This window comes from Streptomyces clavifer (assembly GCF_036345975.1).
Taxonomy (GTDB): Bacteria; Actinomycetota; Actinomycetes; order Streptomycetales; family Streptomycetaceae; genus Streptomyces; species Streptomyces clavifer.
This window is the reverse complement of the sequence record NZ_CP107793.1, coordinates 6,958,101-6,984,762: the sequence shown is the minus strand read 5'-3', so window position 1 is coordinate 6,984,762 and position 26,662 is coordinate 6,958,101. Positions and strand designations below refer to the sequence as shown.

The 26,662-nt window shown below is 72.0% G+C and carries 16 protein-coding genes; 9 read left to right on the top strand and 7 right to left on the bottom strand.

Annotation, left to right across the window (positions count from 1 at the left end):
* Positions 1-77 precede the first annotated feature (77 nt).
* The 5 genes from OG927_RS30255 (at position 78) to OG927_RS30235 (ending at position 4,320) form a co-directional block, all read left to right on the top strand.
* Positions 78-1,133, top strand: coding sequence for a Dyp-type peroxidase (locus OG927_RS30255; protein ID WP_056800244.1), 1,056 nt, complete (start codon positions 78-80; stop codon positions 1,131-1,133).
* The gene (locus OG927_RS30250) at positions 1,130-1,927 is read left to right on the top strand and encodes a family 1 encapsulin nanocompartment shell protein (protein WP_056800248.1); all 798 of its coding nucleotides are present in this window, start codon (positions 1,130-1,132) and stop codon (positions 1,925-1,927) included. The genes OG927_RS30255 and OG927_RS30250 overlap by 4 nt, the downstream gene beginning before the upstream one ends.
* A gap of 46 nt (positions 1,928-1,973) precedes the next feature.
* Positions 1,974-3,356 carry a type III PLP-dependent enzyme domain-containing protein gene (locus tag OG927_RS30245; protein WP_330321117.1) on the top strand — a complete coding sequence of 461 codons (1,383 nt, stop codon included), beginning with the start codon at positions 1,974-1,976 and terminating at the stop codon, positions 3,354-3,356.
* Positions 3,357-3,421: 65 nt separating this feature from the next.
* On the top strand, positions 3,422-3,889 hold the full coding sequence (locus OG927_RS30240; protein WP_330321368.1) for a MarR family winged helix-turn-helix transcriptional regulator: 468 nt from the start codon (positions 3,422-3,424) through the stop codon (positions 3,887-3,889).
* Positions 3,886-4,320 (top strand): hypothetical protein, encoded by a 435-nt coding sequence (locus tag OG927_RS30235; RefSeq protein ID WP_124280368.1) that lies wholly within the window; start codon positions 3,886-3,888, stop codon positions 4,318-4,320. The genes OG927_RS30240 and OG927_RS30235 overlap by 4 nt, the downstream gene beginning before the upstream one ends.
* A 387-nt stretch (positions 4,321-4,707) precedes the next feature.
* On the opposite strand, the gene OG927_RS30230 is transcribed toward OG927_RS30235, so the two are convergent.
* Positions 4,708-5,064, bottom strand: a complete 357-nt coding sequence (locus OG927_RS30230; RefSeq protein ID WP_209471762.1) for a GNAT family N-acetyltransferase — start codon at positions 5,062-5,064, stop codon at positions 4,708-4,710.
* Positions 5,065-5,107: 43 nt separating this feature from the next.
* Positions 5,108-5,533, bottom strand: coding sequence for an aspartate 1-decarboxylase (panD, locus tag OG927_RS30225; protein ID WP_056800269.1), 426 nt, complete (start codon positions 5,531-5,533; stop codon positions 5,108-5,110).
* An 872-nt stretch (positions 5,534-6,405) separates the two neighbouring features.
* Between panD and OG927_RS30220 the strand changes: the two genes are divergently transcribed.
* Entirely contained in the window at positions 6,406-6,921 is a 516-nt protein-coding gene (locus tag OG927_RS30220) for a hypothetical protein (protein WP_124280371.1), read from the top strand.
* Positions 6,922-7,120: 199 nt separating this feature from the next.
* Here the strand turns inward: OG927_RS30220 and OG927_RS30215 are convergent, their stop codons facing one another.
* Positions 7,121-7,504, bottom strand: coding sequence for a peptidoglycan-binding domain-containing protein (locus OG927_RS30215; protein ID WP_056800274.1), 384 nt, complete (start codon positions 7,502-7,504; stop codon positions 7,121-7,123).
* Positions 7,505-7,656: 152 nt separating this feature from the next.
* Positions 7,657-8,547 carry a LysR family transcriptional regulator gene (locus tag OG927_RS30210; RefSeq protein WP_319106517.1) on the bottom strand — a complete coding sequence of 297 codons (891 nt, stop codon included), beginning with the start codon at positions 8,545-8,547 and terminating at the stop codon, positions 7,657-7,659.
* Between the two features lie 98 nt (positions 8,548-8,645).
* Here OG927_RS30210 and OG927_RS30205 point away from each other — a divergent pair, with 98 nt between their 5' ends.
* Positions 8,646-9,011 (top strand): YybH family protein, encoded by a 366-nt coding sequence (locus OG927_RS30205; RefSeq protein WP_056800280.1) that lies wholly within the window; start codon positions 8,646-8,648, stop codon positions 9,009-9,011.
* A 226-nt stretch (positions 9,012-9,237) separates the two neighbouring features.
* Here the strand turns inward: OG927_RS30205 and OG927_RS30200 are convergent, their stop codons facing one another.
* The 3 genes from OG927_RS30200 to OG927_RS30190 form a co-directional block, all read right to left on the bottom strand.
* Entirely contained in the window at positions 9,238-10,119 is an 882-nt protein-coding gene (locus tag OG927_RS30200) for a geranyl diphosphate 2-C-methyltransferase (protein ID WP_079099432.1), read from the bottom strand.
* Between the two features lie 16 nt (positions 10,120-10,135).
* A complete protein-coding gene (locus OG927_RS30195; protein ID WP_330321116.1) occupies positions 10,136-11,437 on the bottom strand; it encodes a family 2 encapsulin nanocompartment cargo protein terpene cyclase in 1,302 nt (433 codons plus the stop codon).
* 105 nt (positions 11,438-11,542) lie between these two features.
* Positions 11,543-12,955 (bottom strand): family 2B encapsulin nanocompartment shell protein, encoded by a 1,413-nt coding sequence (locus OG927_RS30190; RefSeq protein WP_056800290.1) that lies wholly within the window; start codon positions 12,953-12,955, stop codon positions 11,543-11,545.
* A 345-nt stretch (positions 12,956-13,300) separates the two neighbouring features.
* Here OG927_RS30190 and OG927_RS30185 point away from each other — a divergent pair, with 345 nt between their 5' ends.
* Complete coding sequence (locus OG927_RS30185) at positions 13,301-25,519, top strand: non-ribosomal peptide synthetase/type I polyketide synthase (protein ID WP_330321115.1); 12,219 nt, start codon at positions 13,301-13,303, stop codon at positions 25,517-25,519.
* Between the two features lie 697 nt (positions 25,520-26,216).
* Positions 26,217-26,609 carry an ATP-binding protein gene (locus OG927_RS30180; RefSeq protein WP_330321114.1) on the top strand — a complete coding sequence of 131 codons (393 nt, stop codon included), beginning with the start codon at positions 26,217-26,219 and terminating at the stop codon, positions 26,607-26,609.
* The last annotated feature ends 53 nt before the right edge of the window (positions 26,610-26,662 follow it).

The following is a 26,662-nucleotide window of genomic DNA, read 5'->3' as shown; positions in this document are numbered from 1 at the left end:
GACCGCCCGGAGTGCGTCCGGGGCAGGGGTGTGGATGACTGGCAGGGAGTCCCGGCCACCACACAGGGAGTGCGCGCATGCCCGACGCCGTCCCGGATCCCGTCTCGGTCCAGCCCGTCGTAGCCCCGCTGACCAGCGCCGCACTGGTCCTGGTCGCCACGATCGAACCGGGCGGCGAGTCGGCCGTGCGTGAGGTGCTGCCCGATATCGCGGCGTTCGCCCGCTCGATCGGCTTCCGCGTCCCGAGCGCCGGGCTGGCGTGCGTGACGGGTTTCGGCTCGGAGGCGTGGGACCGGCTGTTCTCCGGTCCTCGTCCGGCCGGCCTCCACCCCTTCCAGGAGTTGCGGGGCCCGCGCCACCATGCACCGGCCACCCCGGGCGATCTGCTGTTCCATGTCCGGGGCGAGCAGATGGACGTCTGCTACGAGTGGGCGTCCCAGCTGCTCGGCCGGCTCGGCGACGCGGTGAGGATCGTGGACGAGGTCCACGGCTTCCGCTACTTCGACCACCGGGACCTGCTCGGGTTCGTCGACGGGACGGAGAACCCGGTCGGGGACCGGGCCCGGGCCGCCGCCCTGGTCGGGCAGGGCGATCCCGCGTTCGCCGGCGGGAGTTACGTCGTCGTGCAGAAGTACCTGCACGACCTGGGCGGCTGGAACCGGCTCCCCACCGAGGAGCAGGAACGCGTCATCGGCCGTACGAAGTTCACGGACACCGAGCTCGCCGACGACGTCAAGCCCGCCGATTCCCACGTCGCCCTGAACACCATCACCGACCCCGACGGGACCGAACACGACATCCTGCGGGCCAACATGCCGTTCGGCACCTTCGGGAAAGGCGAGTTCGGCACCTACTTCATCGGGTACGCGGCCGACCCCGGGGTGACCGAGCAGATGCTGCGCAACATGTTCCTCGGCAGCCCGCCCGGCACCCACGACCGCATTCTCGACTTCTCCACGGCGGTCACCGGCACGCTCTTCCACGCCCCCCGCGCCGACTTCCTCGACGCCCCTCCACCTCCGCCCTCCCCTGCCGGAACGACCGCGGTCCCGGAGCCCTGCGCCCCGGTCCCGGCGGTGGTGAGCGACGGTTCGCTGCGGATCGGCAGCCTGCGAGAAAGCGCTCAGCGATGAACAACCTCCACCGCGAACTGGCTCCCGTCACCGCCGCCGCCTGGGACGAGATCGAGGAGGAGGCGACCCGGACCTTCAGCCGTCATGTGGCCGGACGCCGGGTCGTGGACGTCAGCGACCCGCAGGGACCCGGGCTGGCGGCGATCGGCGACGGACACCTGCGCGACATCGACCCGCCGACGCCCGACGTGTTCGCACGCGCCCGTACCGCGTCGCCTGTCATCGAGTGGCGGGTGCCGTTCACCGTGACGCGGGCGGCCGTCGACGACGTCGAGCGCGGCTCCGAGGACAGCGACTGGCAACCCGTCAAGGACGCGGCCCGCACCTGCGCGTTCGCCGAGGACATGGCGCTCATCGACGGGTACGCCGCGGCGGGCATCACCGGTCTGCGGGACGGCTCCTCGCACGAGCCGCTGCCCCTGCCCGCCGACGCGCGCGACTACCCGGCCGCGGTGAGCCAGGCCCTGACCCGGCTGCGGCTCGCCGGTGTCGACGGTCCGTACCGGCTGCTGCTGGGCGCGGACGCCTACACCGAGGCCACCGAGACCTCCGACCACGGCTACCCGGTCGCCACACACCTCGCCCGGCTCCTGGACGAACCGATCCTGTGGGCTCCGGCGGTCACCGGCGGGGTACTGCTGTCCACCCGTGGCGGCGACTTCGAGCTGTGCCTGGGCCAGGACCTGTCGATCGGCTACCTCGATCACGACGCGACGAGCATCCGGCTCTACTTCCAGCAGGCATTCACCTTCCGGATGCTGACACCGGAAGCCGTGGTCCCCCTCATCGCGTGAAGGGACCCTCCTGATCGTCGCGGCCGCCCTCGCGGACAATGGCCGTATGACTACATTTCCCTCGAACACCATCGGGTCCCCGTCCTCCGCGGCCTCCACCCGTTTCGACGCCACGGTCCGCCGGGCCGTGGCGGAGGGACTGCTCAGCGAGGAGCAGCCCGTCGCCGGTTTCCTGGACGCCGACGGGGTGCGTGGCTCCGTCACCGCGCTGCACGACGCCTTCGCGGCCGTGCCGGGCGTGCGGGTTCTGCACACGTTCGCCGCCAAGGCCGCCTCGCTCGTGCCGGTGCTCCGGCTGCTCGCCGACTGCGGCATGGGCTGCGAGGTGGCGAGTCCGGGCGAGCTGCGGCTCGCCGTCGAGGCGGGTTTCGCGCCGGAGAGGATCGTCCTGGACTCCCCCGCCAAGACCCGGGAGGAGCTGCGCACGGCGTTGGCCCTCGGCGTGGCCGTGAACGCCGACAATTTCGACGAGCTCCGCCGCATCGAGGAGCTCCGCCCGGCCGGATCGGGGTCGGTCGTCGGCCTGCGGATCAATCCCCAGGTGGGGGGCGGCTCCATCGGAGCGATGAGCACGGCCACGCCCACCTCGAAGTTCGGCGTGGCCCTGCGCGATCCGGGGGCCCGCGAGCAGGTCGTACGGGCGTTCGCCGAGCGGCCCTGGATGACCCGGCTGCATGCCCATGTCGGCTCCCAGGGCTGCCCGCTGGAGCTCATCGCGGAGGGCATCGCCGAGACGTACCGGCTGGCCGAGGAGATCAACGGGGCGGTGGGTGCCCGGCAGATCACCAGCCTCGACATCGGCGGCGGCCTGCCGGTCAACTTCGCCGACGACGAGGTCCGCCCCTCGTTCAGCGACTACGTGGCCGCGCTCAGGACTGCGGCTCCGGGGCTGTTCGACGGCCGCTACGACCTGGTCACCGAGTTCGGCCGGTCCCTGCTCGCCAAGAACGGCTTCATCGGGGCGCGCGTCGAGTACACGAAGGACGCGGGCGGAACCCGCATCGCACTCACCCACGCGGGCGCGCAGATCGCCACCCGGACGGTCTTCATGCCCGAGGCCTGGCCGCTGCGGGTCGGCGCGTTCGACGCGGAGGGACGCCCGCGGAGCGGTCCGGCCATGGTCCAGGACATCGCGGGGCCCTGCTGCTTCGCGGGCGACGTCGTGGCGCACGGACGCGAGCTCCCCGAGCTGAGGGAGGGCGACTACGTCGTCCTGTACGACACCGGCGCGTACTACTTCTCCACCCACTGGGCCTACAACAGCCTGCCCCGGCCCGCCGTGTACGGCTTCGCGGGGGGCCACGGCGGAGACGGAGACGATGTGCGTTTCGTCCCGGTGCGCGACGCGCAGTCGCTGGACTCGGTCGCGGAGGAGAGCGGGCTGGGTCACGCCGGCGCCCTCACGGGATTGGGGTCGGCAACCATGTAAGAGTACGTATTTAGTAGCCATGTACATAATATCCATGTACTTTATTTTCCATGGACAGCCCACCCCTGAGCAGCGTCCCCGAAGGACCGTCGCCCGGCTTTCTCGTCTGGCGCCTCTCCATGAAGTGGCGCGTCGCCGTGGACAGAGCACTCGCACCTCTGGGTCTGACCCATGCGCAGTACTCGCTGATCGGATCACTCCTGGGCATGCACACCGCCGGCGTGCACCCCAGCCAGCGCCGGCTCGCGGACCACACGGGCCTTGAGCCCCTGTACGTGTCGAAACTGGCCCGTTCCCTGGAGTCGGCAGGCCTCGTCGAGCGCGCGCCCGACCCTGCCGACTCCCGAGCGGTCCGGTTGGCCCTCACCGACGAGGGAGAGGCGGTCGCCGTGCGCGCTGTCGCGGCCGTGCGGGAGCTCATGGACCGACTGCTGGCGCCGCTGGGCGGGGCCGGCGGGGCGGGCACCGAGTCGCTCGTCGAGGAACTGACCGCACTGCTGAACGAGCCATCGCACCCCGAGGAGCAGCCATGACCACTACCACCACCGTCAACGGCCAGATCATCGGCCGGGCGCACTACGCCACCCGGGCCGTGCTCGACGGTCTGCTGACCGAGTCCGGGACCACGTTCCACCAGGCCGTGGCACTCAACGCGACCGCGGACGGCGACGGAGCCATGGAGCGGGAGCTGCTCACCGGTCTTATGACCGGCACACTGAAGATCGACGCGGAGGCCGCCCGAGAGGTGATCGATTCACTGATCGCGGCGGGTCTGCTGACGCACGCCGGGACTCGTGTGGAGCTCACAGCATCGGGGCGCGCACTCCAGGACGGGATCCGGGCCGGGACGTCCCGGATCACCGCCCTGCTCTACGCGGATCTGCCGGCCGAGGACCTGGCCACGGCCGGACGGGTCCTGACAGCGGTCACGGAGCGTGCGAACGCGGCCCTGGCCGCGGGATAGGACCGCCTCGGCGGCTCCTTCCCGCGACCCGGCGGCTCACCCCGTCGGCTGGGGCGAGGGTTCCGGCTCGGGCGCCGGGTCCGGATTCGGGCCCGGCGGCTGCGGGATCGGGTCCGGCGCCGGACCGGGCGGTACGGGGCCCGGCGGCACGGGCGGCGGGGAGGGCACCGGCGTCGGAGGGCCCGGAACGGGCGGGGGCGTCGGAGCGGGCGGTACGGGGTCGGGGAAGGGGTGCGTCATCTCAAGCCTCCAACAGCGGGCGAAACGTGCGCGTGGATCTCATCTCCACCGTCTCCCCGTGCGGCTGCCCGCGCCTGCCGAGTCCACACGTCCGGCCGTACCGCCCGCCGGTACCCGTGCGCCGCCCGTCGGTACCTGCCAGGCGCCTCAGAGCAGCTCGGGATGCGATTCGAGCTGTCGACGCGCTCCCTGCACGAGCTCTTCGGAGACCGCGGGGGCCTGCTCGGGGTGGCGCTGGGCCCACTTGGCGACGTACGGGCAGAGCGGGACGACCGGAACACCCTCACGCGCGGCCATGCGGTAGAACTCCCCGGCCAGGGAGCCCGCGATGCCCTTGCCCTCGTGCGCCCGCTCCACGACGGTGTGCACGGGGACGAGCGCACCGGGCTCGGGGTCCATCACGAAGTACGCGATGACTCCGGCGGCCGCACCGTCCACGTACGCCACGAGTTTGCCGTGCTCGCGGTCGTCGCGGATCTCGACCGCGGTCTTCTCTGCTGCCATGGAGGGTGCTCCCTTGCCGGGTGGACGCGGATGGTGAGTGGGTTCAGCTGCCTGCGGGAACCGCGTGCGGGCTCCGCTCGGTGCGGGTGCCCGGCACGGGCGCCGACGCGTCGGCGCCCAGCGCCACGATGCGGTTCCCCGCGTCGACGTGCACGATGCTCGGCACGAGGGCACGGGCCTCGGCGTCGTCGACCTGGGCGTAACTGATCAAGATGACCAGGTCACCGGGGTGCACGAGGTGGGCGGCGGCGCCGTTGATACCGATGACACCGGAACCGCGCTCACCCTCGATCACATACGTCTCGAGCCGGGCGCCGTTGTCGATGTCGACGATGTGGACGAGCTCGCCGGGCAGCAGGTCGGCGGCATCCATCAGATCCGCGTCGACCGTCACGGAGCCGACGTAGTGGAGGTCGGCCTGGGTGACGGTGGCTCGGTGGATCTTGGATTTGAACATAGTACGCATCATCGAGGGGCTCCCGGACTAGGCTTCCTGCCTGCGTTCTTGCAGGTCAAGTGCTGTTTCCCTACCTTACAACGAGTCGCGGGCCCGGTCAGCTTCCCCCTGCGTTCCGAGGACTGGTGCCGACCACTCGCTGACTGCACTGACGCGTCGCCGGGCGGGCCCGAGGGCGTCCACTGACCGTCTGCAGCTGTCCCGCCACGACGACGACACCAGCCTACGCAACCGCGGTGCGGGCCCCGCCGGGGCGTTGCGCACCGTATGCTCGCCCGCCCCAGCTCGGCGATGACCGGCACGTGGTTCCCGCCGGCCGAGGTCGGCAGCAACATGGCGCGGCGGACGGCAGCCAGCGGGCCACCGGCTTCGGCTTCAGTGTGCGTGATCTTCGCCTGGACAGTGCCCGGGCCCAAGGGAAGGCTTGTCACCTTCCGCCGGGACATGGAGTTCCCCGTCTCCTGTGGCCATGGAGTTCCCCGTCTCCTGTGGCCGCCGACGAAGTGACCGCGATCAACCCGCGACGAACCCCCAGACACTTCGGGACATCACCCCCTGCGCGGAGCGCCGCTACCTGCTCCTCCGAACGACTCAGGGCGTCCATGAGGGACGGTGGGTCGATCCGCTCGGCGCAGAGGGTGTGGACATCGGCGCCGAGTCTTCCACAGGTCGTTCGAGGTCGACGTCCGCCCTGGCTTCAACACGACCCGTCACCCTCGTGACGACGCGGCACAGCGCGTCACGCCGGCTGACACCCGCAACACCCCCCTGCCGCCGTCAGCACGCCCGTACGCAGGGGGCACCGCTCATCCGACCTCAAGGGCGGGGCGCGGTTTCCTCAGAGGGGGAGCTCGCGGAGCTCGTCCTCTTACTAGGGTCGACCCATGACGAATGAGGGTGTGGTCGTGAATGAGGCCATCCGTGCAGCGTGGGACTCGTACCGGGTCCTGGAGAAGCGCACTTCCCCTGAAGAGCGCCGGCAGTCGCAGCAGCGGGTTCAGGCTGCGGTGGACGCCTACGGGCGTGAGGAGGTGTCCCGGGGCACGGTCTTCCTGGTAGGGGTGCTGACCGGATTCCTGATCGCCGAGCAGGACGGTCGGGAGGACCGCTTGGATCCGCTCGGTGATCTGATCCCCGCGGTGATCCGCAGACTTCCCACCTTCGAGTTGGCCGACCCGGCTCAGGTTCCGATGGCCACCGGTGTCCTCATGGCTGCGGCGATGGGCATGGACACTGTCGCGTGGCGCGACCGGTTCGGACAGGTACCGCCGGAGGAGGCCCTGGTGCACAGTTTCGTGCTGTGGCTGCTCGCCGACCTCTTCGACTCCCTGACCGAACGACCTGGCGCCATCGACCAACTGATGCGGGAGACCTTCGACTCCATGGCCGAACACCATTGATGTGCGAGCGCGCCCGAAGAAAGCGACCCCTCGCAGTCCCATGGCAACCAGCGGTCCGTCGAACGCGCTGCTGAGGTCTCCGGTGCCGTCGATGAGGACGAATACGCAGGAGTCGTCCTCGGACAGGTGAGGGCCGCAGCAGACCTTGGCCACCCGGTCAGGGCAGCCGGGCACAAGGGCCCGGCTGCCCTGGTCGCGGTTACAGGCCGGGCGTACGAAGGTAGTGCCAGGTGGTCGGGCCGACTATGCCGTCGGCGCCGATCCCTCTGGAACTCTGGAAGCGCTTCACCGCGGATTCCGTGGCGGCACCGAACTGGCCGTCCACGCCGGTGGAGCCTACGGAGAAGCCCTTGAAGATCAGCAGCGCCTGGATTTCCTGGACCTTCGCACCCGAGTTGCCACGGTCCGCACGGGTGTTACTGAGGTGGTAGCCGCAGTAGTACCCGATGAAGTCCAAGAGCCTGCACGACACGGCGGCGGCCGCCGCCTGGGGCGCTGCAGGCGCGGCCGTCGCAACGCCCACCGCTGGTACGGAGAGCACGCCGACCAGGCCGAGTGTCACTGCTGTCTTTCCCCACCGCATGAGCGGCTCCTTTCGATCGATGGTCGATACGCCACCCACTATCGGGGGACGGGTGGGGTCTGTGTGCCTGAACGACCGTAAAGGGTAGGGCGGTTCGGAAGCGGCCTGCGTCGAAATGGGTAGCCCAAGGGCCGGAAGCGAGAGGCTTCCTGCTACCAGGGGTCGGGCTCGGCGAATGCTCGCCGGGCGTGCACGAGCAACTCACGCACCGCGGGGCTGTGCGTGCTCTTCCAGACCAGGGCGAGCAGGGCGGGTGTTTCGACATCGTCGATGGCGCGGGCCGTGAGCCGGTCGCGATGGCTCGCGGCCATCGAGTCGCTGAGAATGGCGACCCCGAGTCCGCGGGCGGCGAGGTCGGCAATGGCATCAGCGGCACTGGCTTGCAGCGACATCGCGGGGCGGAGGTCCTGTGCGGCGCAGGCACGGTCGAACACGGTACGCAGGCCGGTGCCGGGCGGCATGCACACGATCGGGTGGGCGACCACGTCGCGCAGAGTGACCCGCCGCAGTCTCATCAAGGGGTGCGCGGCCGGAACCGCTACGACGAGCCGCTCACTGATGATCGTCAGCGCCTCCAGCCCGTCAGGAGTGGCAGTTGCGGTCCCGATGAGAGCAAGGTCGACGGTGCCGGCGCGCACCCCCTCGACGAGCCGGTCGGAATGGTCCTCCAGCAGTGAGATCTCCACCCCGGGATGCGCCCGGTGGAACACCGAGAGCGCGTCGAACAGTGGCGTCAGGGTGCAGCCGATGACCATCCCGACCCGGAGCCGGCCCCGGATCAGGTCGGTCACCTCATCCACCGCCTGACCGAACGCCGCGGCCGCCGCGAGCGCCGCGCGGGCGTGTTCGAGGGCGGCCTGCCCGGCAGCGGTAAGAGTGGCAGTGCGCGCCGACCGGTCGAACAGCTCGGCACCGAGTTCACGTTCCAACTGGCGGATCTGAGCACTGACACCGGACTGGCTGATGTGCACCCGCTCTGCCGCCCGGGTGAAGTTCCGTTCTTCAGCGACCGCGATGAAGTATTCCAGCTGCCTCAGTTCCATGACTGGAAATTCTAGTTACTAGTGGAACCATCTGTTGGACTTCCGGATTGTGGGCGACCACGCTGGGAAGCACCGAAGCCCGACGTCAGGAGGAACCCATGCCGCAGTACGAGAAGGCCATGCACCCCGAAGACCTCACCCGTCTGTTTGTCGCACGATCCAACGCCGGTGACGCGGATGGGGTCGCCGCACTGTACGAAGAGGATGCGGTGATGGCCTACCCGCCCGGTGATCGGACGGTGGGCCGGGAAGCGATTCGTGCGCTGTGGGAGAAGGTGCTGGCCAACAACCCCCGCTTCGAGCCGGAACGACCGCTTCCGACGCTGATCAGCGGCGACATCGCCCTCACTTCGACCCCGCCGAGGGACGGGGCGGGCGCCCGGGCGCAGGTCGTCCGGCGCCAGCCTGACGGAAGCTGGTTGCGCCTGCTCGACCAGCCCGAGTTCGTTGTGCCCACCCGCTGAACCGTGTACACCCTCTGGTGGGCGGACCATCCGATGAGAAGACCCGGACGAGCCACAGCGAGACCCTACAACTCGCCCTCAGGACCATGCAGTTCATGAGTCGTCGCAGATCGGAGCCGGATCGCAGGCTCCTGTGGTCGGTGGACAGGAAGCCGGCCGCGCCGCACTGTTGCGGGGAGGGCTCGTTCCGTCGGGGCGAGCCCTCCCCGTAAGCGGGGGCAGAGGGTCAGACGCGGTCGGCAGCGATCAGGACGTACTGGAAGGACCCGTCCCTGTAGGAGTTGATGAACGCCTCCTCGATCCCCGTGACCAGCGAAGACGTGGCGCGCAGCTCCCAGTAGGGCAGAGTGTCGGGGGTGAGGTCGATGACCGTCTGCGGCACGAGGCGGTTGTCGGCCATGGCGCGCATGTACTCGCGGCGCGAGTGGATGTTGCACTCGAAGTGCGCGTTGATCTGCGAGACCCACTTCGAGGGCTGGCCGTACCGCGGGTTCCAGCAGCCGGTGATGGTCACGTAGCGACCGCCGACCTCCAGCATGCGGGAGTGTTCGGCGAAGAGGTCGTGCAGGTCGACGTACATGCTCGACTCGTTGTTCCACGAGGCCGCGACCGACCCGGTCTCGAAGGGTGTGGCGAGCATGTTGCAGACGCGGGCGCGGACGTGGTCCTGGAGGCCGAGCTCGGCGGCACGGCCGTTGGCGAAGTCGGCCTGCTTGGCCGACAGCGTGACGCCCTCGACCTTGCACCCGAAGCGCTGGTGCGCCATCACCATCGAGCCGCCGCGGCCGCAACCGGCGTCCACCAGGGTGTCGTCGGCTCCGATCTCGCCGAGGTTCCCCAGGAGGACGTCGGCCTGCGCCGACTCCAGGCGGTGCAGCTCCGCGATCAGCTTCTTCTCGCTCGTGCTGTCCTCGGGGTCGCCGAGTGCGGCGTGGTCGACCTCGCCGATGCCGTAGTGGTGGTGGTAGAGGCCGTCGACATCCCCGAGACGCAGGTTCACGGGCCTGGCCTCCCCGTCCCAGTAGCGGGCGATGTCCCCCTGGTAGGGCGACGCCGGACGGGGGATGCGCAGGGCGGTGGAGGTGGCGGTGAGCTCGGTGTTGGTCACGGATGAGTCCATTCTCTTACCAGAAATCGGGCAGGCTGTAGCGATAGGTGTTGGACTGGTGCCAGGCGTGGTTGCCGTCGACCCAGGCGGCCACGCCTCTCAGGAAGCGGCTCACCTGCGGGGCGGGGCATTCCACGGCCAGGGCCGCGGACTCGGACTCGAAGTCGCGCATGAGGTCGTTGTGGACCTCGACCGACTTCAGGTAGGCGTCCCGGTCGGAGAGGCCTTCCCGTTCGGCGATCACCACGGGCAGATTCAGGTGCTGACCTGGGGAGTCGAGCTCCTTGGTGTACGAGTACAGGTCGTTCACGATGGTCGTCGCGTTCCCCGCGAGAGCGATGACCTTCTGCATCCCTGCCTGGGCGTGCAGGTCCGCCGGCAGTTCGTAGCCGCCGACGGTGTCGGTGATGGTCGGGCAGGGGCGGAAGTTGTTGAACTGGCGCATCGCCAGGTACTCCCACACCTCCGGTACGTGGTCCAGCTGGGCCCAGGCCGCTTCGGCGAGGTACCCCAGGTGCAGCCGGGCCATGTCGTGCCGCAACCGGTCCGCCTGGGAGGGGCTGGCGGCCCGGACGAAGTACTCCATGGCGGAGCGGTAGGCGCGCCGAGGAGCATCCGCGTGCAGCGACTTCGCCCAATGCGGCTGGTACTCCTGTGTCGTGTGCAGGGGGTCGAGGGCGGTGTGCGCCAGCAGAAGGCGTTCACCGAGGCCGATCGGAGAGCCGCCGTGGTCCTCGCAGTAGCAGTCGTCCACCGCGTTCTCGGCCACCATCAGGCGCGTGGCGAGCATCAGGTGGTCGACCGTGGGCGCGTCCGGATGGCAGCCGACCATGTAGCGGCCCACGGAGAAGCCGTCGAACTGCTCCTCCCAGTCATCCGGATACAGGGCGACCTCGTCCAGCGCCCAGGCCTTGATCTTCCGGCTGACCTCCTCGACCCGCACCGGGTCGGGCTCCGGCACCGGGTGGTGGTAGAGGCCCGGGACCGGCTTGCCCTCCGGCGTACCCGCCTGCGGGGCCGAGGAGGCCGGCGCCTCCTCCCGCGGAACCAGGCGCAGCCCCGCCGTCCCCAGACCGCTGGGGCCGCGCAGGATCCGCTCCAGGCCGGCGCCCGGTACGGGCGACCCGGCTGCCGGGGCGGGGAGCGGGGGCGGGACGGACGCGGAGATCGGGTGCGGGGCGGGCACGGAGGGCGGGCCGCCGGTGGCGGCCGTGATGTCGCGGGCGCGGGCCGCGGCCGAAGCCAGTACGTGCGCACCGAAGTGGGCGGCGGTCTCTGGCAGGCTCGACTGCGGCGGTGGCAGCTCAGGCGCGGGCATCCATGGCTCCTTGGTGGGGTGGGCGGCTGTCCCGAGGCCCTCGGGGCGTGCGCGACCGCCCCGGAGGGCCTCGGGGTGTCGCACCTGGCCGATCGGGCCGGGTCGCTACTTGGGCCAGCGGGCGATCTGCACGTTCTCCAGCACGCCGACCGCGTCCGGGACGAGGATGGCGGCGGAGTAGTAGGTGCTGACGAGGTAGGACGTGATCGCCTGCTCGTCGATCCCCATGAAGCGAACCGACAGACCCGGCTCGTATTCGTCCGGCAGTCCGGTCTGGCGCAGGCCGACGACGCCCTGGCTCTCCTCGCCGGTCCGCATGACGAGGATCGAGCTGGTCTTCTCCTTCGTGACGGGGATCTTGTTGCAGGGGAGGATCGGGACCCCGCGCCACGCCGGGACCTGCTGGCCGCCGAGGTCGACGTGGTCCGGATAGAGACCGCGCGCGTTGAACTCACGCCCGATCGCCGCGATCGTCCGGGGGTGCGCCAGGAAGAACTTGGAACCGCGCCGCCGGCAGAGCAGCTCGTCCATGTCGTCCGGGGTCGGCGGGCCGGAGTGCGGCTGGATGCGCTGCTTGAAGTCGGCGTTGTGGAGAAGGCCGAACTCCCGGTTGTTGATCAGCTCGTGCTCCTGGCGCTCGCGCAGCGCCTCGATGGTGAGCCTGAGCTGCTCCTCGGTCTGGTTCATCGGCCCGTTGTAGAGGTCGGCGACCCTGGTGTGGATCCGCAGAATGGTCTGGGCGACCGAGAGTTCGTATTCGCGCGGCTTCAGTTCGTAGTCGACGAACGCGCCGGGCAGCTCGTGCTCGCCGACGTGCCCGGCCGACATCGCGATCTCCGCCTCACCGCGGTGGTTCTGCCGCTGGTGGGAGAGCGACGAGAACGCGTCGAGATGGCTCCGAAGGCCCGGCGCGGCGGACAGCACGGCCGCGAAGTCGGCGCGCGACAGCGTGAGCAGCGTGCCCGAGGTCTCGGCGGTGGCGGTCTGCTCCCACCGGGCGTCCTCGTCCAGCAGGACGTTCTCGCCGAAGCGGTCGCCGTCGGCGAGGACGTCCAGGACGACCTCTTCGCCGTAACTGCCGAGGGAGGTCTGACCGATGCGGCCGTGGGCGACCAGGTGCAGCGCGTCCGCGGGCGTTCCGCGCTCGACCAGCGTCTCGCCGGCACGGAAGTCGTGTTGGACGCACCGGTCGGCGAGGGCGGTCAGCACCTCCACGTCGTCGAAGCCGCGCAGCAGCGCCAGTTCACCGAGCTCTCGGGGGATCACCCGCACGTCCGCGCCGTCCTGGACGAACTCCACGGTCCCGTCGCCGACGGTGTAGCTCAGGCGGCGGTTCACCCTGTACGCCCCGCCCTGGGTCTCCACCCAGGGAAGCATGCGCAGCAGCCAGCGGGAGGAGATCTCCTGCATCTGCGGGGCGGACTTGGTCGTGGTGGCGAGGTTGCGGGCGGCCGCGGTGCCCAGGCTGGACTGCCGGGGCAGCTCCAGTCGGGTTTCGGGGCTCGATTCAACAGTCATCGGACAAGCTCTCCTTGGTCAGGGCGGTGACGCGGCCTGTGCGGACGCCACCGGGCAACAGGAGGGAAAGGGGGGTATATGAACGGGAACCCGTCCAGATCCAGAGGAACACTAATGGCCCCTCCGCCCCCTGAACCAAGGGAAGTTGCGGACATTAACTCGATACGATGATCATGCACTCGCGATGTTTGCCCGGGTACCGGCGTGATCCGGCCGCGACCGACGGTGCATTCCTGCGAGCGGCCGGGCGGGCCGTCTTCGTCCCGCCACGCGCGCGCGGTTCACTCACGCCCGAACGCTGCACCACTCGCGAACGATTCGGCCCACGCAAGATCGAACGGACTCATGACCCCTGAAACGTTGCTGGACGTACTCCTGGACGCTGCCCGCCGGGCACCTGGGCAAGTCGTCGTCCATGTCCGCGGCGACGGCAGCGAGGAGGTCGTGACGTTCCGGCAGCTCCTCGACGAGTCCCTGCGTGTCGCGGGTGGCTTCCGCGCGGCCGGTGTCGCCCCCGGTACCTGTGTGCCGCTGCTCGCGGAGCGCAGCGAGGACTTTCAGCCGATGTTCTGGGGTGCGCTGGCTGCCGGCCTGGTACCGGTGCCTCTCGCGCCCGACGTACGGCGCGTCGGCCCGGTGTGGGAGCACCTCGGATGCCCGCCCGTCGTGGTGGACGCCGCCTGCGCGGACGTGGCCGGGGAACTGCCCGGTCCTGTCACGGTGTTGCGGCTGGATGTCTTGCGGGAGTGCCGTACGCCGGCTGCGCCCGTCACGCCCGCCCCGGATGATCTGGCGTTCCTCCAGTTCTCGTCCGGCAGCACCGGCACCCCCAAGGGTGTGGAGTTGACCCATGCCACCGTGGTGGCCAACCTTCGGCAGATAAACGCCGCCTCGGCACTCTGCGAGCAGGACGTCCTGGTCAGCTGGATGCCGTACTTCCACGACATGGGCCTCATCGGCACCCACCTGGCACCGCTGGCCGCGCGGGCCGGGCAGGTGAAGATCGGTCCGCTGTCGTTCGCGAAGAACCCGCGCCTGTGGCTGGAGGTGGCTGACCGGCACCGGGCCACGGTCCTGTCGGCCGCCAACTTCGCACTGGCGCTGACCGTCCGCCGCGTCCCCGGCCACGTGCTCGCCGGACTCGATCTGAGCGCGGTGCGGTTGATCCTGGTGGGGGCCGAACCGATATCGGCGACGGTGTGGCGGGACTTCGCCGCGGCGATGCGCCCCGCCCGGCTCGACCCGCGAGCGGCGACACCCGTGTACGGACTGGCCGAGGCGACCTTGGCCGTCACGTTCCCGCCCCTGGGCGAGGTGGCGGTGCCCGTCCGCCTGGAGCGCGCGGCACTCGGCCGGGGTGTGGCCGTGGACCTCGCATCGGCCGGTGACGCCGTGGAGGTGATGGACGTCGGCCTGCCGGTCCCCGGCTGCTCGGTCCGTGTCACCGACGACGCCCGCCGGCCGCTGGGTGACCGACGCGTGGGTCACATCGAGGTGCGTGGCCCGCAGGTCGCCCGCGGCTACCACCGTCTTCCGGAGGCGACGGCCCAGTCCTTCGCGGACGGCTGGCTGCGGACCGGGGACATGGGGTTCCTGCGGGACGGCCGCCTGTGTGTGAGCGGCCGCCACAAGGACGTCCTCTTCCTCAACGGCCGCACCTTCCACGCCCCCGACATGGAGGAGGTCGCGAGCGCGAGCCCGGGACTGCCGCCGGGCAGCCCGGTCGTGGTCGGTTCGACGGACCCGGCGACGGGCGGTGAGCGGGTGGTGGTCCTCGTGCCCTGGGCCCGGCCCCCACGTGGCGCGACCGCGGTCCTCGACCTGGTGGCGCAGCGGGTGCGCACCGCGCTGGGGCACGACGACGTACGCGTGCTCGCACTGCCGCCGTCGTCCTTCCCCCGCACGACCAGCGGCAAGCTGCAGCGGCAGCGGATGCGGGCCCGCTTCGAGGCGGGCGTGTACCGGCCCGTCGCGTCGTCCGGGACGCCTGCCGCCACTGCCGCGACGGGGCTCGTTCCCGGTGGTCCGGCGGCAGGGCTGCCCTCGGACGGGCCCGGCGAGCGGCGGACGCCGCCCGGGCCGGAGGAACCGGGGTCCGCCGTACCCCGCGCGCGCGAAGACGTGCGGCGGTTGGTGCGCGGCGTCTGGAGCAGGGTGCTGGGGCTGCCCGACGAGTCCTTCGCCGACCGGGACGGGTTCCGCGCACTGGGCGGTACCTCGCTGAAGGCCATGGAGGTGCTTGCCGAACTGGAGGAGGCCCTGGGGGTCACGTTGGCGCCCTCCGTGATGCGCCACGACACCGTCGCCGCGCTCACCGGCCGTCTGCTGACCGAGGTCGACGAGGTCACCGCGCCGCACAGGCCCGCGCCGGACGGAGAGCCGGCTCCACCCCCGTCCGATGACGCGTCGTCCGCGACGGCTGTCGTCGCGATGGCCTGCCGGTTCCCCGGCGCGAACACGCCGGAGGAGTTCTGGGAGCTGCTGACGGCCGGGCGTGACCTCGTCACCGAGGTCCCACCGGACCGCTGGGGTTCTCAGGTCCCCGGTTCGACGGACGACGGACCGCTTTCGGCCACCTCCGAAGGGGCCGACAGGCGGTGGGGGGCCTTCCTCGAGGACCCGGCCGCCTTCGACGCCACGCACTTCGGCATCGGCGGCGAGGAGGCCCGCACCCTGGACCCCCAGGCCCGGATCTTCCTCGAACTCGCCCACGAGGCACTGGAGCGGGCCGGTTACGCCGGGCCCCGCAGACGCGGGCTGCGCATCGGGGTCTTCGCCGCCGTCGGCGAGAGCGGGTACCGCCAGGTCCTCGCCGACCACTCCCCCGCACTGGCGGCGTCCGCGACGGCACTGACGGGCAACCTCCCCAATCTGATCGCCGCGCGGGTCTCGCACGTCCTGGACCTGGACGGCCCGGCGCTCGCGGTGGACACCGCGTGCTCGTCGGGCCTGGTCGCGCTGCACCTGGCCCGGCGCAGCCTCGCGGACGGCGAGTGCGACATCGCGGTCGTCGGCGGGGTCAACCTCCACCTCACGGCGGACGGATACCGCGCCCTGGAAGCCGCGCAGGCCCTGTCGCCCACCGGCCGCAGCCGCGCCTTCAGCACGGCCGCCGACGGGTTCGTCCCCGGGGAGGGCGGGGCGGCCCTCGTCCTGCGACGCCTGAACGACACTCGTCGGGACGGCGACGACGTACTCGCCGTCGTCCGGGGCACAGCCGTCAACAACGACGGGACGTCGTTGAGCCTGATGGCACCCAACCCGCTGCGGCAGCGCGAGGCGATCACTCGCGCGTACGAGGTCTGCGGTGTCGATCCGGCGTCCGTGACGTATGTCGAGGCCCATGGCACGGGCACGGCCGTCGGTGATCCCATCGAGCTGCGGTCCCTGGCCCACGCCTTCCCTGCGCGTCCGGACGGCCGTCCGCGGCTGCTCGGCTCGGTCAAGACGAATGTCGGGCACCTGCTCAACGCGGCCGCCCTGCCCTCGCTGGTGAAGGTCGTACTGGCGCTCGGGCACGGCCGGCTGCCCGCCTCCCTGCATCACACATCGCCCTCGCCCGCCCTCGGTCGCGCCGGGTTCGCTCTCGTCACCGAGACGGAGGCCTGGCCGTCCGACGGGCCCCGCAGGGCGGGTGTCAACGCATTCGGCTTCGGCGGCACGAACGCGCACGCCGTGGTGGAACAGGCGCCGGCACGACCCGCGGCCCACGGTCCGCGGGACGACGCCGGCGGACCGCACCTGCTGACCCTGTCGGCGGACAGCGCGCCGGGCCTGGACGCCTGGGCCTCCCGTCTCCTCGCACACCTGCGCGACCATCCGGAGCTGGACGAAGGTGACGTGTCCCGGGCCGCGGCGACCGCCCGGGACGAGGGCTCCCACCGCCTGGCCGTCGTGGCCGACGGCGACCTGCCGGAACGCCTGGCCGCGGCCGTCGCATCCGGAGACGACCGGCTTGTGGGGGTGGCCCACGGGAGAGTGTCGAACCGGCCGCGGACCGTCTTCCTGTTCCCGGGTCAGGGTGCGCTCCGGCCCGCCCAGGGCCGTGCGCTGTACGCGACGGCGCCGGTCTACCGCGACACGCTCGACGAGGCGTCGGCCCAGGTCGGCGCGGTGCACGGCCGGGAGCTGACGAGCTGGTGCGTGGACGCCGGCGTGGACGCGCGGGCCCAGGCCGCGACGGAGGTGGCGCAGCCGCTGCTGGTGGCCCACGGGGTGGCGCTCGCCCGGCAGTTGCTGGCCTGGGGCGTACGGCCGGACGCACTCGTCGGGCACAGCGTCGGCGAGCTCGCCGCCGCCTGTGCCGGTGGGATGCTGACGTTGGCCGACACGTTGGCGTTCGCGGTGGAACGCGGTCGTCTCATGGGGGTTTCGACCCCTCCCGGCGCGATGGTGGCGGTACGGGGAGCCGACGAGGAGGAGGTGGCGGCCCTGGTCGCCGCGGCCGCCGGGGAACTCGCGGTCGCCGCGTACAACGGTGAGGGAAGACTGGTGCTCTCCGGCAGCCCCGACGCGGTCGCGCGGGCGGTGGAGAGGCTCTCCGCACGCGGAGCGGCCGTACGCGCGCTGGACGTGACGCGTGCCTTCCACTCGCCGCTGATGCAGCCCATCGCCCACGACCTGGCCGAAGCGGCCCGTGCTCTGGAAGGCGCGACGGGCGGGCCTCCGGTGATGAGCACGCTCACCGCCGACTGGCTGCCGCGCCTCGGCCCGGACCACTGGCGCGAGCACGCGCTGCGGCCGGTGCTGTTCGGGCGGGCCGTGACACGACTGCTCGACGAGGGCTACGACACGTTCGTGGAACTCGGTTCGCCCGGAAGCCTCGCCGGACTCGTCCGGGCGGCCGCCACCCGTCGCCGGACCGCCGGCGCGGACGGCTCGGTGTCGACGGCCGCACGGGGGCCGGTGCGTACGGCGTCCGGTGCCACCATGCCTGCGGACAGCACCGACGGGGATGTCCTCGTCCTCCCCGCGCCCCCGGAGGCGGAGTCTTCCGCCGCTCTCCCCGAGGGTGGCGCGGGCGGGGGACGCGAACTGCTCGGGACGGTGGCGCGTCTGTGGGTACGCGGTGCCGTGCTGCACCGTACCCGATCCGACACGGGTCAGCGGCGGGTACCGCTGCCGCCCTACCCCTACCAGCGGCGCCGCCACTGGCCGGGGGCCGCGCACCACGGGCTGCTGCACCGGGTGGGCTGGGAGCCGGCCCCCCTGCCGCAGAAGGCCGCAGGGCCGGTGCTGGTGACCGGCCCGGACCCGGCGGCCGTGGACGAGCTCGGCCGACGCCTCGCGGACCAGGGGGTGGGGACCACCGTGGCCCCGGGGACACGTCCGCAGGCGGTGGTCCTGCTGGCCGGGCCCGCCACGGGCGGCACGTCCGCCGATATCGAGCGCGTCCAGGGTGAGCTGGTCTCCGCGTTCAACGAGGCTCTCGCCCTGCTGGACCTGACCGGGGCCCGCCGTCTGCTGGTCGTGACCGAGGACGCGCACGCCACCGGGCACGGCCCTGAACGGCCGGATCCGGTACAGGCGGTGCTGGGCGGTCTGGCTCTGGCCGTGCCGTCGGAGTCCGCGGGGGTGGTGGCCAACTGGGTCGACCTCTCTTCCCTCGACGACGCCGGGCAGCGGCTTCGGGCCGTCCTCGCCGAAGCCGCGGCACCGCAGGCGGCCGGGGCCGTCGCCTGGCGGAGCGGACAGCGGCTGGTGCGGACCGTCGCCGGGGAGGCGGCGGACCCGCCGGACAGCCGCGTCCTGGACCGGCTGCCCGCCGACGGCACCTTCCTGATCACGGGCGGCGCCGGAGGGCTCGGTTCCGCCCTGGCCCGGGACCTCGCCGGCCGTGGCCGGCCGGTGCTCCGGCTCACGGGCCGTTCCCCGCACCCGCCCGAGGGCCTGCTGGAGGAACTGGCCGCACTCGGCGCCGACGCCCGCTACCACCGGGCCGACCTGACCTCACGGGACGACGTCGAGAAGCTGGTCGCCGCACTGCCCGCGCCCGACGCCGTCTTCCACGCGGCCGGAGTGGTACACCCCGGCAGCCTCCGCGAGACGAAGGCGGAGGAGACGACGGAGGCACTGGGGGCGAAGACGCTCGGCACCGTGCTGCTGTCCGAGGCACTGAGGAGGCACGGTCACAGCCCCGGGGTGTGCGTGGCGTTCTCCTCCGTCTCCTCGGTACTGCCGGGACTCGCGGGGGCACTTGGTGCCTACGCGGCCGCGAACGCCTTTCTGGACTCGTTCGCGGCCGCCGAACGGCAGGCGGGGCGGCCATGGCTGTCGGTGAACTTCGGGCCGTTCGCCCGGACGGGTCTGGCCGCCCCGCTCGCCGCCGGTCCCCACACCCGCGACGCCCGGGACGGAGACCGGCCACTGGCGACCGCACCGGCACTGGCAGCGCTGCGGTCCGCCTGCGGCGGCGAGGCCACCCAATGGGTGCTCGCGGATCGGACGCCCCGACCGGATCGGACGGTCCGACCGGATCGCACGTCCGCGCAACCACGCCTGCCGCAGGGTCCACTGCCCGCGCCCCGGCTCAGCGTGGCGCACACGTCCCTCGCGGCCGGGAGGGACGCCTCCGCCGCGGGCGACGAGGTGACGTCCCCGTCCGGCACCGCCGCGGTCCTGCGGGAACTGCTGGCGCAGTCCCTGGGTGTCCCGGCGTCCTCGGTCGACGACGACGTGTCGTTCCTGTCCCTGGGCCTGGACTCGCTGGGCGCGGTCGACCTGGTCAAGCGACTCGAACGCCGGACGGGCCGGTCCCTGCCCGCCACACTCTTCTTCGAGTACCGGACCGTAAGCGAACTGGCTGCCCGCCTGGATGCGGAGGCCCTTTCCGACCCGGCCCCGCGAGCGGGAGAGGTGGAGGCCGCGCTCAGCCCCGTACTCGCGGCAGACCAGGCCTCCTTCCCCCTCACCCCCGTGCAACTGGCGCTGTACACCAGCAGTCGGCTGCATCCCGGCGTCCCCGCCCGCGGCCATCTGCGGATGACGGTCCACGGCCCGTTGGACACACATGTCCTCGGCCGGGCACTCGCAGGCCTGGCCGAACGGCACGGCATGCTGCGCCTGCGCATCGACGACTCCGGCGCGGAACCGGTGCAGCGCCTGGCACCGGCGGCGCCGCTGTCGACCTGGTACGAGGTGCGCGCGTGCGGTGCCGGGCAGGTGGCCGACATCGAGACGGCCCTGTGCAACCAGCCCTTCGACCTGGCCTCGGAACCGCCCGTCCGCGCCGTCCTGCTCCGTCAGGAGCCGGGTCTGGCGCATCTGTTGCTCGTGGTCCATCACGCGGCGGCCGACGGATACAGCCTCAACGTCCTGGCCGAGGAGCTGTGGTCCTCGTACACCGCGCTGTGGCGCGGTGAGCGACCCGCCCCGGCTCAGGACGCGACCCGTTTCGCGGCGTACGCGGCGACGACCGCTCGCTCGTCCGGCAGCACCGCGTCGGACGCCGACCGCCGCTACTGGGCGGGACGCCTGGCCGCACACGGCGAAGAACCGCTGCGGCTGCCCTACGACGGCGATCCGGACGCACTTCCGTCCGGCCCGCTCGTGCAGCACTACGGCTCGCTCGACGCCGCTCTCACCGCCGGCCTCGAGCGCACGGCCGCCGCGCACGACGTGTCCCTGTTCCACTTGCTGCTCGCCGCCTACGTGCGCTGCCTCGCCCGGTGGGCCGGGCGGCCGGACGTCGCGGTCAACGTGGCTCGAGCCGGGCGGGAGCAGCGCTTCCCGGACATGGACCGGCTCGTCGGTCCGCTCGCCGACACCCTCCCTCTTATGTGCGAGGCGGAGCCCGGTGAACCGGTCGTGGCGCTGGCGCAGCGGTTGCGCCGCATCTGGCTGGAGAGCGAACGGCACGCCGGGCTGAGCAGCCTGGACCTCGCCGGGCTGCTGCCCGGCGACGGCCGCCGCACGGCGAGCCCGGCGGGCTTCAGCTTCGCCCGGTTCCCGGTGCGTCCGGCTGACGACTGCCCCGTGGAGGTACGGGCCGGCGCGGCCGGCACCGGATCGGCCGCGACCCGGCTGAGCCTGCTGTGCTGGGCCGACGGACCCGTGCTGCGGATGTCGTGGAACTTCCCGCAGCCGCTGTTCGCACCGCGGACGGTGGCACGGCTGGACCGGGAGTTCCGCGACGAACTGGCCGCCCTGGGCGCGCTCCCGGAGGAGCGCCTGCCGCTGCCGGCCGCACCTGCGCCGCCCTGCGGGACGGATGCCCCGCTCGGTGTGGTCGCGCGGCTGCTCCGGCAGTTCCTGTCCACCCCCGGCGCGACTGCCGTGGAGGCAGGTGGGACGACGCTCGCCTACGCGGACCTCGACCGTGCCTCGCACCTGCTGGCGACGCGGTTGCGCGACGGCGGTGTACGCGCGGGCGAGCTGGTCGGGCTGCTCACCGAGCCCGGGCCGGACACCGTCATCGGTGTGGTCGGCATCCTGCGTGCCGGGGCGGGCTGGGTTCCACTGGACCCGACGTACCCGCCCGCCCGGCTCGCGGACCAGCTGCAGCGAGCGCATGTCCGCACCCTGGTCTGTCACGGACCGACCCTGGACACGGCGGGCTCGCTCGGCCACGTACGGACGGTACGTGCGGACGGCCCGCCGGACGTGCGGGTGGACGACCTCGCGCACGTTCCCGTACCCGACCCCACAGCGATCGCGTACGTCATCTTCACCTCCGGTTCCACGGGCCGCCCCAAGGCGGTGCCGATCACGCACGGGGCGATGGAGAACTACCTCGACTGGGCGCTCGGAGCGTTCGGCTACGGCGCCGGTGACCGCCTCGCGCAGACCGCGTCGCCGTGCTTCGACGCCTCGGTGCGTCAACTGCTCGCGCCGCTCCTTGTCGGTGGCACGGTGGTGACCGTGCCGAGGGACCTGCTGCGGGACCCCGAGCTGTTGCTGGCCTACGCGGAACGGACGCGGATCACCGTGTGGAGTTCCGTGCCGACACTGTGGGAGCAGTTGCTGTCGGCTGCCGAGGACCGGGAACGGCGGGGAGCGGGTCGGCCGGACCTGTCGGCGTTGCGCTGGGTGCACGTGGGCGGTGAGGCCCTGCCGGCCGCGCACGTACGCCGGTGGTTCGACCTGTTCGGCGACGGGCAGCGCATCGCCAATCTGTACGGCCCCACCGAGACGACCATCAACGCCACCTGCCACGTCATCACGACGCGTCCGGCCGACGACGTGCGGACTCTGCCGATCGGGCGGCCGCTGACCGGTACCGACCTGTCGGTGGTCGGCCCCGACGGCGTTGCCTGCCGGGCGGACGAGCCGGGTGAACTGCTCATCGCGGGTGTCGGGCTGACGCCCGGATACCTGGGTGAACCCGAGTTGACCGCGCGGGCCTTCACCCTGCGGGACGGGCAGCGGTGGTACCGCAGCGGCGACCGCGTCCGGCGCCGCGCGGACGGGGTCCTGGAGTTCCTCGGCCGGGTCGACGGCCAGGTGAAGATCCGCGGCAACCGGGTGGAGACGGGTGAGGTGGAGGCGGCACTCCAGGCGTATCCGCGCATCGCCCAGGCCTCGGTCGTCGCGCGGGAGGGACGGCTGCTGGCGTTCGTCACCGCGCGACCCGGGGCCGGTCGCCCCGAACCACGCGCGGTACGGCGCCACTTGGCGACCATGCTGCCGTCCTACATGATCCCGCCGCGGATCACCGTGCTGGACGAACTGCCGCTCACCGGCACCGGCAAGGTCGACCGGCATGCGCTCGTCGGTCCTCCCGCACCGACGGAGAGGGGCGGCGTCTCGGCCGGGGATGCCGTGCCGCGGTCCGAGCGCGCCCCGGCGGGCCGACGGGAGTCCCGGCCCGGGCCCGCGGCCGGTACGGCGGTGGCCGCCGGCGGGAGCACGCGCCCCACCACGCCGACCGAGATACAGCTCGCCTCCATCTGGGCCGCGTTGCTGGATGTCGACGCCGTCTCCCGGGAGGACGACTTCTTCGACCTGGGCGGCGACTCGATGCTGGTCCTCCAGGTGTTCGCCCGGCTCGGCGAGGTCAGGGCGCCCCTGCCCCGGCCGACCGTGATCTACGAGCACCGCACCCTCGCCGAGCTCGCGGCGGCGGTGGACGCGACGGCGGTGGACGCGCCGGCCTCGGAGCGGCACGGCATACCCGCGGCCACCCGGGCCGCCACGGACCACGCGGATCCCTTCCCTCTCACACCGGCCCAACGCGGTTTCCTCCTCGCGGAGGCCCTCGCACCGGGTGGGGGTGGTTCCTGGCCTGCGCGGCTGCGGCTGTCCGGGCCCCTGGACCCCGAGGTGTTCCAGGCATCGGTGGACCTGCTGGTGGGGCGGCACGGGATGCTGCGTACCGTCTTCCCCGCCGGCGCCCGGCCGCCCATCCAGCAGGAGTTGCCGCCCTCGCTCCGGCTGCGGGTCGACTTCGAGACGCTCAGCGACCCCGCCGAGGTGGACGTACGAGCGGCGGCCGAAGCGCAGCGGCGCTTCGAGCCGTGGGCCTGGCCACTGCTGCGGCTGCGCGTCCTCACGCTCGAGGAGCACGAACACGTCCTCCTGGTGCACGCCCATCACCTCATCGGCGACGGATACAGCGCCGCACTGCTCGTACAGGAGCTGACGGCGGTCTACGACCGTCTGGCCGCGGGCCGCGCCGCCGATCTGCCCGCGCCACGCGCCACCTTCCGTGACCACGCGCTCTCTTCGGCCGCCGCGGAACCTGACAACGCGCCGGGCACGGTGGCGCGCCGGGCGCGTGTCGAGGCCACCTACCGGCCGCCGGTGCTGCGCACCACCGGCGGGGGCGGCGGTGCGGGAGCCGACGCCGCCCCGTTCCATCCGGCCGGTTTCGTGCTCGACGCCGGGCGGACGGCTGCGCTGCGGGCGCTCGCGGCGAGGGCGGGTGCCACGCTGTACGCTCCGCTGCTGGCGGCGTATCACCAGCAGTTGGCGCAGCTCACGGGCCGGGCGGACCTGATCGTCGGCCTCGCGGTGAGCGGGCGTGACCGTCCGCTCACCGATGTGCACCGGATCCTCGGTCCGTTCGCCACCGCCGTCCCGGTGCGACCCGTCGCCCCGCGGGGCGACGGGCGGGCGGAGGAGGATTCCGTTGACGCCGTGCGGCGGATCGTCGCCGAGGCCGAGGAGGCCCGCAGGCACGAGGACATCGTGCCGCGCAACGCCGACGGGCTTCCGCTGACGTCGCAGTTCTTCTTCACCTTCCTGGACTTCTCCGTCCTGTCGTCCGCACACGGGCAGGTGCTGACCGCGTCGTGGGACGACGGGGACAGCGCGTTCGCGCCTCCGTCGTCGGCGACTGACGTGTTCGTGGCCGTACGGCCGGAAGGTGCCGGGCTCCACGTGACGGTGCGGGGATCCGCCGCGGCGTTCTCCCCGTCCGCGGTGAAGGACTTCGCGCGGGCGCTCCGGGAACGGCTCGTGCGGGCGGTGACCCCCCACGGCTCGAGCCGTCCGGCAGCCCCGCGGGGGACGATGGACGCCGCCCTGGTCGGCTATCTGCCGGCCCCCGGCCACCTGGCTCGCGTGGCGGGCCTGCCCGAGGACGCCTGGCAACGGGACGACCTGCGCGCGATGCTGTTCCCGGACGGCGCGCCACGGCTGCTGGAGACGGTCCGGACTCCCCTGGGCACGTCGGGTTTCGTCTGCGTCCCCCTGTTCGCCGACGAACTGGCCCGCGATCCCGGGCTCGCCGCACACGCCGCCCGTGCGGTGTCCCTCGCTTCGTCGCTCGGAGCGCGCTGTGTCTCGCTGGCCGGGATGATCCCGTCGCTGACCGGTTACGGCTTCGACGTGCTGAGGTACGCCGAGGGGCCGGCAGCCGTGACGACCGGGCACGCGGCGACCGTCGTCTCGGTGGTCCGGACGGTACACGCGGCACTCGACGCCACAGGGCGGGAACTGGCGGACCTCGACGTCGCGTTCGTCGGGCTGGGGTCGATCGGCGCCTCCTCCCTGGAACTGCTGCTCTCCCGGGCCTCCCGGCCGCCACGGCGGCTGCTGCTGTGCGATGCGCCCGGCAGCGCACCCCGGCTGCGCCGGCTGGCCCGACGGCTGCGGGAGCGCGGTGCGGCCGGTGAGGTGGAGGTCGCGGAGTCCGGGCCCGCACTGCCCGATGCGGTGTACGGGGCCGGTCTGCTGGTGACGGCGGTGAGCAGTTCCGGCGACCTCCTGGACGTCGACCGGCTGGCGCCGGGGGCCGTGGTCGTCGACGACTCCTTCCCGCACTGTTTCGACACGGGCCGGGCCCTGGCCCGTATGCGGGAACGCCGGGACGTGCTCCTCGTGGGCGGCGGGCTCCTGCATCTCGGCGACCTCACCCGGGAGACAGCCGAAGGGCTGCCGGCGGCGGCAGCGGCCGGATACACGGCCCAGCCGTGGCTCGACGGCACCCTGGCTTCCTGCCGGGTCGAGTCCCTGCTGCATGCGGCAGATCCCGGACTGCCGCTGGTGCACGGACTGGTCGACGGGGCGGCCCTCGCCTACTGGGAGGGTGTCGAACGCGCGGGGATCACGGCGGGCCCGCTGCACCTGCTGGGTCACGCAGTGGGGACGGAGCTACTGGCCGGAGTGCGGGCGGCCTCCTGAAGTGGAGGTGCGGGGGCGGCTGTGTACCGGTGCGGCCCCGCACGTCCGCGAAACGTGTGGAGGGGCCCTGGTGCCGTACGGCACCAGGGCCCCGAAGGAACTGCTACACCATCTGCCGACCTTGGTCCTGCGTCGGCCCTCTGTGTCCGTGTCCCCGGCCTGAAAGGCGTCGGGGGTACGGGGATCGCGGTTGCTCGACCGGAGACCACCTCACTATCGATGTCCTGCGGTACCCGGGCTCAAGGCTTCCGCCCGGGCGATCCTGATGGCGCTCAACTCCTCCGTTCTTTCCCTCTGAACCCAATCATTAGCCGAACCTGTACTGCGTACTGCTGGTACCGCCGGTGGCGGCCCCTCATCACTGCGGGCCACCCGGTCCGGTCGTCAGTCCCGTCGCCGTCTGCAACAACCCTGGCTTCGGAACTCCACCACCGCACCGTCCTGCGAACTGCACCTACTGATACCGCTACCCGGCAGTTCATCCCTGCCGGGCCTTGCTCGATCTCGACTACATGAGAAACCGTACTCACACCCACCACCCAATGTCTACTCTCGTCGGCATAGATTTTCGCGCGTTCGACAAGGAGGTAGTCACCCTCGGACTGGGCAGGCAAAAGATTGCGGAGAGCTGGACCGGGCAGGAGGTGTCCATAGACGGATCGAGCAGGAACGGACGACGAAGAGAGCGGGAGTACTGATGGACACGATGAGCATCAGAGCCGCGGCCGGACGTTCGGCGTCCTCGATCGCCGACGCACGCGATGCGGCCCGGGCGTTCCTCAAGGCCCTTGGGCGGCCGGGAATCGCTCCTGGAGCGGCGGACACCCTCGTCCTGGTCGTCTCCGAACTCGTCACCAACGCCCTCCGTCACGGTGGCGGAACCTTTACGCTCCACCTGACAGCCCATCCCGAGACGATCGAGGTGGCCGTTGACGACACCAGCCCCCACACGCCCCGCACACGCACCCCCGACCTGCGCGGCACCGGCGGCGGCTTCGGCTGGCCGATGATCAACCGTCTCGCTCGCGCCACTGCCGTGACCCCCCTGGCGGCCGGGGGAAAGACGGTGAGCGCCGTGCTCGCCAGGTAGCGCCGGAGGGGCACTGCGCCGGCTTCACGGACGACCGCCCCACCACCCGCGCT

What these genes read in the sequence shown, in the direction of transcription:
- OG927_RS30255 (WP_056800244.1), top strand. Translation starts at nt 78, where the DNA reads ATGCCCGACGCCGTCCCGGATCCCGTCTCGGTCCAGCCCGTCGTAGCC.
- OG927_RS30250 (WP_056800248.1), top strand. Translation starts at nt 1,130, where the DNA reads ATGAACAACCTCCACCGCGAACTGGCTCCCGTCACCGCCGCCGCCTGG.
- OG927_RS30245 (WP_330321117.1), top strand. Translation starts at nt 1,974, where the DNA reads ATGACTACATTTCCCTCGAACACCATCGGGTCCCCGTCCTCCGCGGCC.
- OG927_RS30235 (WP_124280368.1), top strand. Translation starts at nt 3,886, where the DNA reads ATGACCACTACCACCACCGTCAACGGCCAGATCATCGGCCGGGCGCAC.
- OG927_RS30230 (WP_209471762.1), bottom strand. Translation starts at nt 5,064, where the DNA reads ATGGCAGCAGAGAAGACCGCGGTCGAGATCCGCGACGACCGCGAGCAC.
- panD (WP_056800269.1), bottom strand. Translation starts at nt 5,533, where the DNA reads ATGATGCGTACTATGTTCAAATCCAAGATCCACCGAGCCACCGTCACC.
- OG927_RS30220 (WP_124280371.1), top strand. Translation starts at nt 6,406, where the DNA reads ATGACGAATGAGGGTGTGGTCGTGAATGAGGCCATCCGTGCAGCGTGG.
- OG927_RS30215 (WP_056800274.1), bottom strand. Translation starts at nt 7,504, where the DNA reads ATGCGGTGGGGAAAGACAGCAGTGACACTCGGCCTGGTCGGCGTGCTC.
- OG927_RS30210 (WP_319106517.1), bottom strand. Translation starts at nt 8,547, where the DNA reads ATGGAACTGAGGCAGCTGGAATACTTCATCGCGGTCGCTGAAGAACGG.
- OG927_RS30205 (WP_056800280.1), top strand. Translation starts at nt 8,646, where the DNA reads ATGCCGCAGTACGAGAAGGCCATGCACCCCGAAGACCTCACCCGTCTG.
- OG927_RS30195 (WP_330321116.1), bottom strand. Translation starts at nt 11,437, where the DNA reads ATGCCCGCGCCTGAGCTGCCACCGCCGCAGTCGAGCCTGCCAGAGACC.
- OG927_RS30190 (WP_056800290.1), bottom strand. Translation starts at nt 12,955, where the DNA reads ATGACTGTTGAATCGAGCCCCGAAACCCGACTGGAGCTGCCCCGGCAG.
- OG927_RS30185 (WP_330321115.1), top strand. Translation starts at nt 13,301, where the DNA reads ATGACCCCTGAAACGTTGCTGGACGTACTCCTGGACGCTGCCCGCCGG.
- OG927_RS30180 (WP_330321114.1), top strand. Translation starts at nt 26,217, where the DNA reads ATGGACACGATGAGCATCAGAGCCGCGGCCGGACGTTCGGCGTCCTCG.